At 39.4% G+C, this 12,759-nt stretch carries 8 protein-coding genes; 7 read left to right on the forward strand and 1 reads right to left on the reverse strand.

Going from position 1 to position 12,759, the window contains the following annotated elements; all coding sequences use genetic code 11:
* Positions 1-551 precede the first annotated feature (551 nt).
* The 5 genes from rimO (at position 552) to AA650_RS20565 (ending at position 6,166) form a co-directional block, all read left to right on the forward strand.
* Positions 552-1,907 (forward strand): 30S ribosomal protein S12 methylthiotransferase RimO, encoded by a 1,356-nt coding sequence (gene rimO / locus AA650_RS20545; protein WP_053540453.1) that lies wholly within the window; start codon positions 552-554, stop codon positions 1,905-1,907.
* A 65-nt stretch (positions 1,908-1,972) separates the two neighbouring features.
* A complete protein-coding gene (locus AA650_RS20550; protein WP_053540454.1) occupies positions 1,973-3,532 on the forward strand; it encodes a DEAD/DEAH box helicase in 1,560 nt (519 codons plus the stop codon).
* Between the two features lie 734 nt (positions 3,533-4,266).
* The gene (locus tag AA650_RS20555) at positions 4,267-5,121 is read left to right on the forward strand and encodes a bile acid:sodium symporter family protein (protein WP_053540455.1); all 855 of its coding nucleotides are present in this window, start codon (positions 4,267-4,269) and stop codon (positions 5,119-5,121) included.
* Between the two features lie 223 nt (positions 5,122-5,344).
* Positions 5,345-5,686, forward strand: coding sequence for a DUF1622 domain-containing protein (locus tag AA650_RS20560; protein ID WP_053540456.1), 342 nt, complete (start codon positions 5,345-5,347; stop codon positions 5,684-5,686).
* Between the two features lie 42 nt (positions 5,687-5,728).
* Positions 5,729-6,166, forward strand: a complete 438-nt coding sequence (locus tag AA650_RS20565; RefSeq protein ID WP_053540457.1) for a YidH family protein — start codon at positions 5,729-5,731, stop codon at positions 6,164-6,166.
* Positions 6,167-6,265: 99 nt separating this feature from the next.
* On the opposite strand, the gene AA650_RS20570 is transcribed toward AA650_RS20565, so the two are convergent.
* Positions 6,266-6,619, reverse strand: a complete 354-nt coding sequence (locus tag AA650_RS20570; RefSeq protein WP_053540458.1) for a hypothetical protein — start codon at positions 6,617-6,619, stop codon at positions 6,266-6,268.
* Positions 6,620-6,786: 167 nt separating this feature from the next.
* Here AA650_RS20570 and AA650_RS20575 point away from each other — a divergent pair, with 167 nt between their 5' ends.
* Entirely contained in the window at positions 6,787-9,813 is a 3,027-nt protein-coding gene (locus AA650_RS20575) for an NACHT C-terminal alpha/beta 1 domain-containing protein (RefSeq protein WP_199924309.1), read from the forward strand.
* Between the two features lie 581 nt (positions 9,814-10,394).
* Entirely contained in the window at positions 10,395-12,749 is a 2,355-nt protein-coding gene (locus AA650_RS20585; protein WP_053540460.1) for an arylsulfatase, read from the forward strand.
* The last annotated feature ends 10 nt before the right edge of the window (positions 12,750-12,759 follow it).

The raw sequence follows: 12,759 nt of genomic DNA on the forward strand, positions 1-12,759 counted from the left end.
CCCGGCATTTAATTGCAAATGTCCGAGTAGCATTACTGCTTGATAGGCGTAGTCGCCCATGCGATTTCCCCAGTTGGGTAGCGGCTTCTCACAACAGACCTCTTGGTCGGCTTCCCAACGGGTAAATTAACAACGCCCACGCTGCGGTAATACAAAATACCATTAAGCGAATTGTTAAAAATATAATGAGTGTCAAACTTACCCAAAGACACTTAAAGATTACCCTGGGAAACAAATTAGTAGAAGTATCATAACATGACCCCTATCAACATGATAGCTGAAGGTCATAAACTGGCTTTTACTAATTAAAGTTGCTAGTTATATAGGTTAAATCTGGTAATTAGTAGCGGGTAGTTGGGTGGAAAAGACAACAAAAGTCAGGAGGTAGGGGCGCAGGGCCTGCGCCCAGTCAGAAATCACCGAGTAAAACCCGATTGATTTTTGATTGAAGTTTCGTGCTTCATTTACCTGCTGTATTTTTGTGATTGCATATTCCTAACCCAACGCTTGAATGTTAATTAACAAGGAAAAACGGAAGATCTATTCAAAATATGGTTGAAAAGCCAACGATTGCCATTTCTCACCTGGGCTGCGAGAAAAATCGAATTGATACAGAACATATGCTAGGGCTGCTAGTAAATGCAGGCTATGGTGTAGATAGTAACGAAGAATTAGCAGATTACGTAATTGTCAATACCTGTAGTTTTATTGAAGCGGCTCGACAGGAATCAGTAAAAACCCTAGTAGAACTAGCGGAAGCCAATAAAAAAATCGTCATTACTGGCTGCATGGCGCAACACTTTCAAGAACAATTATTGGAAGAATTGCCGGAAGCAGTAGCGGTAGTAGGGACAGGCGATTATCACAAAATCGTTGATATCATCGAGCGAGTAGAACAGGGAGAGCGAGTTAAAGAAATTACTGCCGAACCTACCTATATTGCCGATGAAACCACACCCCGTTATCGGACAACCACTGAAGGGGTAGCTTACCTACGGGTGGCAGAAGGCTGTGATTATCGGTGTGCATTTTGTATTATTCCCCATTTGCGAGGAAACCAGCGATCGCGTACCATTGAATCAATAGTCGCCGAAGCCCAACAACTGGCAAGTCAAGGTGTCAAAGAAATAATTCTCATTTCCCAAATCACCACCAATTACGGCTTAGATATTTACGGGAAACCCAAATTAGCCGAATTGCTACGGGCATTAGGCAAAGTAGATATCCCTTGGATTAGGATGCACTACGCCTATCCCACTGGACTCACACCCGATGTAATTGCGGCCATCCAAGAAACCCCCAACTGTTTACCATATTTGGATTTGCCTCTACAGCATTCTCATCCAGAAATTCTCCGGGCCATGAATCGTCCTTGGCAAGGGCAAATCAATGATGGGATTATGGAACGGCTGAAAATTGCCCTACCATCAGCAGTGCTAAGAACCACATTTATAGTTGGTTTTCCTGGAGAAACTCAAGCACATTTTCAACATTTATTAGAGTTTACCCAACGACATAAATTTGATCATGTTGGTGTCTTCACCTTCTCACCAGAAGAAGGAACTCCCGCCTACAATCTACCCAATCAAATTCCCGCAGAAGTGACGACGGAACGCCGTAATCAACTAATGGAATTACAACAGCCAATTTCCTTCCAGAAAAATCAACAGGAAATCGGCAAAGTAGTTGATGTCCTGATTGAGCAAGAAAATCCTGAAGGTGGAGAATTAATCGGTCGTTCCGGCAGATTTTCTCCCGAAGTTGATGGTCAAGTCTATGTTAAAGGAGAGGCTAGGCTAGGAACCATCGTTAAAGTAGCAATTGAAAGTGCCGATGCCTATGACCTCTATGGTCGAGTTATCAATAGTGATAGATTATCTTCCTATCTGCTATCTGCTGTTGTATAAGACTTAATTTACAAATAAGTATCGGTTCACAAGTTCAAAATTCACAATCAAATCTAGGAGCATTAATGAATTTATCATTTCAAGAATTAGGCATTTCTCAAGAACGAGCTGAACTGTTAGCAAACATGGGTTTTTCTGAACCTACAAATATTCAAACCCAAGCAATTCCTCAACTATTAAATGGTCGGGATGTAGTTGGTCAATCCCAAACAGGAACAGGTAAAACCGCAGCTTTTTCTCTACCAATTTTAGAAAGATTAGATCCCAGCTTAAAAGCTGTACAAGCCATAGTTTTAACCCCAACTCGTGAGTTAGCAATTCAAGTTCATGCGGCTGTTTCCCAATTTATTGGTAACAGTTACTTGAAAGCAGCGGCTATTTACGGTGGTCAATCAATTGACCGTCAAATTATGCAACTCAGACGTGGGGCGCAAATCGTTGTCGGTACACCAGGACGGGTCATAGACTTACTAGATCGTGGTAACTTGAAATTAGATCAAGTCAGATGGTTTGTCTTAGATGAAGCTGATGAAATGTTAAGCATGGGCTTCATTGACGATGTAGAGAGAATTCTTTCTCAAGCGCCTGAAGAACGCCAAACAGCCTTATTCTCAGCGACAATGCCACCGTCAATTCGGATGTTGGTAAATAAATTTTTGAACTCACCGGTAACTGTCACCGTTGAACAACCCAAAGCCGCACCGAATAAAATCAATCAAGTGGCTTACATGATTCCCCGTCATTGGACAAAAGCTAAAGCTTTACAACCAATTCTGGAAATGGAAGATCCAGAAACAGCTTTAATCTTTGTTCGCACCCGCCGCACAGCCGCAGAATTAACCAGTCAATTACAATCTGCTGGTCATAGTGTGGATGAATATCATGGTGATTTGTCCCAACAAGCCCGGGAACGCCTATTAATCCGTTTCCGTAACCGTCAAGTACGTTGGGTGGTAGCTACTGATATTGCAGCGCGTGGTTTAGATGTTGACCAGCTTTCCCACGTTATCAACTTTGATTTACCCGATAGCGTGGAAACATACGTTCACCGGATTGGTCGGACTGGTCGGGCTGGAAAAGAAGGAACGGCAATTTCCTTAGTTCAGGCATTTGAACGCCGCAAACAACAGGCATTTGAACGCCATAACCGTCAAACTTGGCAGATTCTGTCTATTCCTACCAAGGCACAGATTGAAGCCCAACATATCCAGAAGTTAAGAGGACAAGTTGCTGAAGCTTTAACTGGGGAACGGTTAGCTTCCTTCTTGCCGATTATCAGCGAGATGATTGAGGAATATGATGCTCATGCGATCGCTGCTGCTGCTTTACAAATCGCCTACGATCAAACCCGCCCCGCTTGGTTACTATCAGGAGTAGACCTACCTGTTGAAGAAAGCCCAACTCCCAAACCCAGAATCAACAAACGTGGTGATAGTGGCGAACGTGAACGCAGTTCCGGTGGTGGTCGCGGTGGTCGTTCCTCTTGGTCAAAAGAAGGTAAAGGCAACGACGACAGACGCAGCAGCGGTGGCGGTAGTCCTAAACCCAAGTTGAAAATCACTCACCATGAATCTTCTCCTAGTCCTAGTAACCACAAGTTAGGTTTACCGACAGGTAGAGAATAGATGGGTTGTCAGTGCATCGCCATAACAACCTGTTAATAAGCTGATTTTTAAAGCCACTTTCACCTACAGATTAAAACCTGCGGGCTTGAAGGTGGCTTTATTAAGTAATTGGACAAAAATATTTACAGTCATTGCGAGGGAAGGGAAGCAATCACAACCCTTGCGAACTGCTTGCAGCAGCGCTTCGCTATCGCTTCGTTCCCTATGGCTAACGCCACGCAACGCTTACGCAATGACAATAGACATCTCCGGTAAAGATTGTATAGACGTTCCATGGAACGTCTCTACAGGGGTTTCATGTCACGCATATTTAATTTTCGGAGATGTCTATTGTGTAATTAATTCTGTCTCACTACTTAACATCAATTTTTGTTGGTGCAAGATGTCAGGTAGGAAGTTGGGAGCAATAAAGCTTATTACCAGAGATAGTAATAGGGGGTTGTGTTTAGAGATATCATAAGACCTTGTGGTAAGTGGGAAACTCAGTCACTTTAGTGCTGAGAGGAAAACGACTCGTGCGGTTAAAACCGCTTTTTAAGGGACTTCCAAATAAAAATATGTCCCAAAACTAACGCAAAAACTCTCTCTATTTCTTCTCTCTCTGTGTTCTCTGTGCCTCTGTGGTTCTTTTGTTCATTTATTGGGATAATTTTTTTCTTGGAAGTTCCTAAACCCTGGCGATCGCTTTATTTCGTTTCATATCTTTCTAGGGAGCAAGTTATGTAGTGAAAGCCATGCACTATCCTTTACTGCTGATTTTCGTTAAAATCACGATTTTTTCTCTAATGTTAGCCATAGGCAGCAATCTCTGTTTTGAAGAAATGCTCTCTCTGTGGCGAAAACCGGCTTTACTACTCCGTGCGCTTTTAGCCGTTGTCGTGCTAGTTCCTTTAGTGGTTATTGTCCTGCTAAAACTGTTTAACTTACCCCCCGAAGTAATCACAGGATTAGCCTTGTTAGCGGCTTCTCCAGGTGCGCCTCTGACCACAAAAAGAGCGCAAAAGGCTGGAGGCAGATTCTGTTACGCAGCCAGTCTTCAATTAACCCTCGCCATACTTGCAGTCTGCGTTACTCCCGTCACATTGGGCATTTTTTTCAGCCTATTTCAGCATCTTGTAGAAAAAGTGACAATTTTAGAAGTCGCTAGACAGGTGATCATGGTACAGTTGTTGCCTGTCAGTATCGGTCTGTTGCTGCAAAAATTTACTCCTAAATTTGCCGAAAATATCGCCCAACCTTTAAATTTTATTGCTGATATTCTTTTATTACTGCTGGTTATTTTGGCTGGTATTTTAGGGATTCCCCTATTTTTCAAAGTTTGGGGATTACCAATGGTTGTGATTACAATCATGATAATTGTTTCTCTAGCAATAGGACACAGTTTAGGAGATCATAATGATGATACACAACCAATTTTAGCAATTTCCTGTATTGCTCGTAATGTCGGTTTAGCTTTGTTTATCGCTATTTTGAATGACGTACAACAACAGGTAATTCCCACAATCATAGCTTATGTAATTGTAGGAGCAGTTCTAGGTGGTTTTTACTCAATTTGGAATAAACGCAAATTAGAGAAACAACCTAGCTAAGAGGTTGTTTGAAAAGTATTAGATGAAACCGATAATCTCCAGAAACCTAACCCCCCTTCCCCCCTTCCCTACAAGGGAATGGGGGTTTCAAAGCCTCTCCCCGCGTCGGGGAGAGGTTTGGAGAGGGGTTTATTTATACATTAAAAACTTTTCAAACATCCTCTAAATGCGGTTTTCAATTCCTCTCCGTGCCTCTGCGTCTCTGCGTGTAAAAATCTAAATTATGGCATTATTTGAACAGCTAGAGAGCTGGTTATCATTTGTTGTGACTTTGCTGAAATTTTTACTAGAATCTATTTCTGTTTTTTGTATTTTATTGGGTGTATTAAAAAGCGGAAAAATAGCAATTTCTCTGAACCATCATCATAGTCAAAACAGATTTCTGCAAATCCGGCTCAACTTTGGCATTTGGCTAGTGCTGGCATTAGAATTTCAATTAGGAGCAGATATTCTTTCTACAACCTACCATTCAACCTTTGAGTCTCTAGGAAAATTAGGAATTGTTGCCTTAATTAGAACTTTCCTCAATTATTTTCTGAATCAAGAACTCAATAAACAACAATAAAAGTAATTATTCAGAGGTAATTTACAGGCACATTTTACCACAATGAATCAGCCACTTATCAAATCAGAAACACCTGAACAATTGTCTACCAACGATTTAGCCGCAGATCGAACAGAACTAGCTAAATACCGCAGTCGAGCAGCAGCAGACCGCACATTAATGGCGTGGATACGCACCTGTCTTTCCTTAATTGGTTTTGGTTTTGGTATCCCCACCATTGTTAGAGCAATTGAAAATACTCGTCTGAGTCATCACCTTAACCCAGTCAGATTTTCAGTGATTGTGGGGTTGTCTTTTATTGTGACGGGAATGTTGGGAATGGTTTTAGGGTTAAGAGAACACCGTAAGTTACTTAAACAAATTCAAAGCGATCGCTATACCTACGAAACCTCTCACAGTGCGGAAATTATTGGGGTGGCTTTACTTGTAATTGGCTTAGTTAGTTTTATTGGTGTGATAATTCGGGCAATGAATTTTTGACTTTTGATTTTACGGTGGTACTAGCTTATGCTCTATGTGTGAGAATTTTTTAGGCTGATATTTTGTTACTAGTACCATCGTTTGGACAAAATATGTTATTTATCTGCGACTTATTGCTTTTGTTTCAAAATTCCATAATACAGTAATAATTTCTGGATTTTTAAGTTCTCCTTTCCAGATAACTCGTAAACCACGCAGTTTATCTATAAATTTTGCATAAATAGTATTTCGCAAATTTTTATCTAGTATGGTAACTCTAATATCGTTACCATGAAAATCTTTTTCCCCATATAAGAGAGCAATTTTCATCATTGTTTCATTAATTGCTCGTTGCTGTTTACGTCTTTGTGTATGATCAGGATCTAGAAAACGGATTTTCTCTTTGAGAGTACCAACTTTATATTGATTTTCATCACTTTGAAATATTTGATTTAGTTGTTTTTGAGTATTCATAACGCTTTTTCCCTAACCGTTCATTACAGCATAAGGAGATAAATTAGCTGTGTACAGGGAAAATAAGGGAAGATATTAACTCCTTTATCTTCCTTTATCTCCACTTCCCAACAGGGATGAAATTGGTTAAAGTAGTAACAGTTAATGATTCAGTCGAGTATCTACCTATGAATAAACAACGTAAACGCGGTTTTTCTGTCAAACCTGAAGGTCGAATTTTAATTGAACAAAAGATGCGAGATAAAGGCTACAATCGTGATAAATTGGCGGAAGTAGCAGAAATTAGTATTGATACTATTAATTCTCTTGTCCGTGGAGAAAATAAAGAAAGGAAAACTATAGAAGCTGTTGCGCGTGCTTTAGATATTCAATTAATAGATATTGTTGATGCTGGTGAGTTGTATCCTCAAATTGAAAATATAACAAAAGATAATACTAACATTAACTGGGTGCAAGTTTGCCACAAAATGTTAGAAGAACAGCAAGAACAACAACGCATTAGACGTAAAGCATCAGCAATGGGATATGAAGTAAATGTTCATGTACCATTGGGGTTAGTTGAACGCAAACAGCAACAACGACGAAATGAAAATGTTGAAAGAAAAGAGATTTATCAGTTAGAACCAGAAGTTATTAGTAAAACATATCAACATCAAGATTTTTTACAAGAGGTAATAAATAAAGGTTATCAAGGAAAAAATAAACATATTGCTATAGTGGGAGAACCGGGAGCAGGTAAAACCACGTTATTAAATGCTATTGCTTCAGACATCAAAGATAAAAATCAGAAGTTACCAATTTTTATTTCTCTTGGTAGTTTACAAGGTATGACATTAGCTGATTTTATTCTGAAAGAATGGCTACCTGATGCTATCAGGTTAATGAATATTGTTCCTACTTCAGAAATAGAAGCACAACTAGAAACAGAATTTTATCAAGGTAATTTTTGTTTATTGTTAGATGGTGTTGATGAAATGGGAGAATCTTCACCTATACAAGCATTAAATAAAATTTCTCAAGAATTGACAAGTTGGTTAGGACAAGCACGAGTTATTTTAACTTGTCGGTTAAATGTTTGGGATGCTACTGTAAATAATAATATTTTACCTGGATTTAATACTTTTAAAACTCAGGAATTTAACCCTGAACAAGTAAATACATTTATTGCGGAATGGTTTCAAGTTGCTAATAATATCAATGGTGGCGAAAAATTAATTGCACAATTGCAGGAAGAAGGAAAGGAAAGGATTAGAGAGTTAGTAACTAATCCTTTAAGATTATGTTTATTGTGTCAGATTTTTGATCGAAATGACCAGGGAGAATTACCAGAAACCAAGGCTCAATTTTATGAAATATTTACTCGTTATTTTTATGAGTGGAAACCGAAATTAGTTTCTGATTTAATCAAGTCTGATCAATTGAGAGAAGAATTACATCGAGCATTAGGTAATTTAGCTTTAGCGGGAATTAATAGTGATGTGAGATTTAGATTAAAAAGAAGTTTTGTAGTTAAAGAAATGCGTAATGAAAAGTTATTTAATTTAGCTTGTGAGGTAGGTTGGTTAAATCACGTAGATAGAGATGCTGTAAATGATGAAGATGTTTATGCCTTTTTTCATCCTAATTTTCAGGAATATTTTGCAGCTTTAGTGATTGATGATTGGCATTATTTTTTAAATCATGTTTCTGATAATCCAGATGAGGGAGTTTATCGTATTTTTGAATCGCAGTGGAAAGAAGTAATTTTGATATGGCTAGGACAAGAAAAAGATGAAGATTTTAGACAACAAAAAGAAGACTTTATTAAAGAATTAATTTACTTTAAAGATTTCTGTGGAGATTTTTACAGTCATAGAGCGTATTTAATAGTAGCATCAGGAATTGTTGAATTTAAAAATTGCAGTTTAGATTATGAGATTGCGAAAATTAATTCAAATATAGCAACAGTTTTTTCAGAAAAAGTTAATATATTGATGGATTCATCAGACTCTAAATTAAATAAGTCTCAAATCGCTCAAGCGGAGGATCAATTGTTAGCAAAACTTAGCCCTGGTAATGATAAAGCTATTCAAAACTTGATTCATATATTAAGTCAATCAAAAGCAGAATCAGATCATGGTTTATCAATAATAATAACTTCACTTAATGATCTAGGAAAAATTGCTAAGGGCAGCGATATAGCTTTTGATGCTGTATTAAATTTTATCATAAATTATTCCTCTTCTCATTCTGCTTATCTCAAGCATTTAGCTTGGTTAACTTTGGGAGAAATTAATAAAGATATGACTGTTTATTATTTGGGACGATTAATTGATAGAAATTATCAGAACAAAATAGCATATCATCATTACACAGAAATTTTGGCTCTCGTTGATCCTCAAGACAGTTGGAAAGTATACTATACACTTGCTGAAATGTTAAAAAGTCAGGATGAAATTACTATAGAACGTGCTTTGGACACTTTATCTAATATGGTAAATATTAATCCAGAGGTAATTGAATTATCTGGAATAATAGATATTATAATTACTATTCTTGAAAATATAAATCTTGATGAAAATCATATATCGGCTGCAATTTGTTTAATACATATGCCTATTAATTTATATTCAAGCATTGTAAAAAAATTAAAAAAATGCTTATCTAGACAAGTTAATTATACTGATGATCCTTACTTTGAAATCTTCAATCACTGCGCCCAAAATATGACCTATCCTGACTTTTACCGCACTTGGCACGGTGAAATATACCCACGTCAACAACTAGAAAACCAATTTACAGATACTCATTCCCACCTTTCCCAACTCCAACCAACAGAAAAAACATATCCCCTTACTCTTAACTTAAAAACACTGCAAGACGAAACAGACATTAGCGCAATAGCTCAAAAAATCTGCAATCAAATTTACCCTCGATTTTTTCATGAAAATCTAGAAATTCCCCAAGTGAACAATGCACCTCAATTAGAACGAATTATCCTCCAAGTTAGAAACTATCTAAAAAAAGAAAATATAGCTTTAATTATCAACAACTGCGAACCACATCAAGAAATGATCAAATTCTGCAATAAACTAACAGATGTCTTACACATTGCCTTTATCACAAAAGAACATCTAGACGCACCATTAAAAGGTTTTCCCAATCAACCAAACTTACTCAATGTTATTCAACATTGGATTAATGAGATAGGGTAAAATAATCAAAGATGAAACTTCAAGCATTGATAATATTAATGGAGTATTTATAGAACCCATTTAGTATCTATGGCGATCGCAAAGCACGACCTAAGAATCACATTTTTAATACTGTAATTCCTTCTAAGGTTAATTCCCAGCGATCGCGTGGTGAATCTTTTTCTACATAACGGTTGACTAACCCGCGATGGGCAAGATTTTTTAAAACCTCCATCATATCAGGTTCTCTCGGAATATCTTGACGGGAAAGCGCATTTCCTAATTCATACCAACTCCATTGACCTTTTCCTTTCTCAACTAATTTTAGTAAAACAAATTATAGCTGAGTTAATTGAGTGATGTTTTTCATAACTAAATAGCCCTTTTTGCCAAGAACCCTCTCTATTTCTTCTCTCTCTGTGTTCTCTGTGCCTCTGTGGTTCGTTTGTTTATTTATTTATTGGGAATTTACTAGAAGTCCCTTAATTAGTTTTCTCAGTATGGTAATTCAGTCCATGAATTTATCAATTAACCCCTCCTAAAGAGGATATAGAATTTCAGGGTTTTTGTTAAAAATTAAATATTCTCAAGAGTTTAGATTTATGTCTCTGCGTGAATACAAACCTGGAACTACCTTCCCCGGAGTCATTGGCCGGACAGTTGATAAATCCAGTCCAGCTTGGCCAGAACCGTTGCGAGCAAAAGAAAACACACCAAACGTCCTATTTATCGTCTTTGATGATACAGGATTTGGACAATTTGGAAGTTACGGAAGTCCCATCAAAACACCCAACCTAGATACACTAGCCGCTAACGGTTTACGCTACAACAACTTACACACAACGGCACTGTGTTCACCCACTCGTTCTTGTCTGCTAACTGGGCGCAATCACCATTCTAACGCCATGTCCTGCATTACAGAAGGGTCTACGGGTTATCCCGGAGGTAATGGGAATATTCCCTTTGAAAATGGCTTTCTCTCAGAAGTATTACTCCAGAAGGGTTATAACACCTATGCGTTAGGAAAATGGCATTTAACCCCCTCAGACCAACTTTCAGCCGCAGGCCCCTATGATCGCTGGCCTCTCGGTCGCGGATTTGAGCGTTTTTATGGCTTTTTGGGCGGAGAAACCCACCAGTATTATCCAGATTTGGTTTATGATAACCACACCGTCAAGCCAGAAAAGACCCCCGCAGAAGGCTATCATTTAACCGAAGACTTAGCAGACAAAGCCATTAGCTTTATCGCTGATGCCAAGCAGGTTGCCCCAAATAAGCCCTTTTTCATGTATTTTTGTCCGGGGGCAATGCACGCTCCCCATCATGTCCCAAAAGAATGGGCTGATGCCTACGCGGGACAATTTGATGATGGTTGGGAAGCTTACAGGGAAAAGGTTTTTGCCCGTCAGCAGGAAATGGGGATTGTTCCCGCAGATGCCGAACTTTCTCGTCATGATCCCGATGTCCCTCACTGGGATTCCCTCCCAGCAGCCGAAAAACGGCTTTATGCCCGGATGATGGAAGTATATGCTGGTTTTTTAACCCATACTGACTACCATATCGGTCGTTTACTCGATTTCCTCAAATCTATCGGTGAATTCGAGAATACTGTAATTATGGTGATCTCAGACAATGGTGCAAGTTCGGAAGGGGGACCGACTGGTTCAGTGAATGAGAACCTGTTTTTTAACAATGTGCCAGAATCCCTAGAGGAAAATCTCAAAGCCTTGGATAAACTAGGTAGTGCCGAAACCTTTAACCATTATGCTTGGGGTTGGACTTGGGCAGGGAATACGCCTTTCCGGCGGTGGAAACGGGAAACCTATCGCGGGGGAATCAGCGACCCTTTAATTGTGCATTGGAGTCAAGGTATTGAGGCTAAAGGGGAAATTCGGACTCAGTACGCTCATGCTATTGACCTAGTGCCGACGGTGCTGGAATTACTGGAAATTGAACCACCGACAACGATTAAGGGTGTGACTCAATCTGCAATTGAAGGTGTCAGTTTTGCCCATACTTTTAATCATAGTACCGCCCCTACTAAGCATCTTACCCAGTATTTTGAGATGATGGGACATCGTTCTCTTTACTATGATGGTTGGCGGGCGGTTTGTCCTTGGCCGGGGCCTTCATTTACAGAAGCAGGGCAATTTTTTGGTGAGGCGATTTCGGCGGAAACTTTGACGGATTTGGATACTCATCATTGGGAACTGTATCACGTTGCTTCAGATTTTGCGGAAAATCACAATATTGCGGCTGATAATCGTCCTAAGTTGATTGAGATGATTGCTACTTGGTATATTGAGGCTGGCAAGTATAATGTGTTGCCTGTGGATGGACGTGGCGTGCAACGATTCGCGGAGGAACGCCCGCAAATTGCTGTCAATCGTAGCCGCTATGTTTACTATCCTGATACTCAAGCGATTCCCGCCGGTAGTGCAGTGAGGGTGTTAAATCGTCCCCACAGTATTACCGCTGATGTGGAGATTCCCCCAGGTGGCGCAGAAGGGATATTACTGGCTCATGGGGGTAATGATAGTGGCTATTCTTTCTATGTCCAAAATGGCAAACTGCACTGGGTTCATAATTATGTGGGGCGATCGCTCTATCATGTGGAATCTGGGTCATCTGTGCCGGTAGGTCGTCACCAGTTGCGCTTTGAGTTTAAAGTCACGGGTCAACCAGATTTAGCCAAGGGAAAAGGAACGCCAGGACGCGGCCAATTGTATATTGATGAGAGATTGGTCGGGCAAATTGATGTGCCTGTAACTACTCCTTTAGCACTAGGTTTGACCAGTGGTGTCACCTGTGGAATTGCCCCCGGTGCGCCTGTTACGCCGGATTATGAACCGCCTTTTAAGTTTACGGGTAAGATTTATAGTGTGATGGTGGATGTTAGTGGTGATTTGATTCAAGATCGGGAAGCTGAAATGCGGACTATTATGGCGCGACAGTAAACAGAAATAT

Source organism: Anabaena sp. WA102, from assembly GCF_001277295.1.
Taxonomy (GTDB): Bacteria; Cyanobacteriota; Cyanobacteriia; order Cyanobacteriales; family Nostocaceae; genus Dolichospermum; species Dolichospermum heterosporum.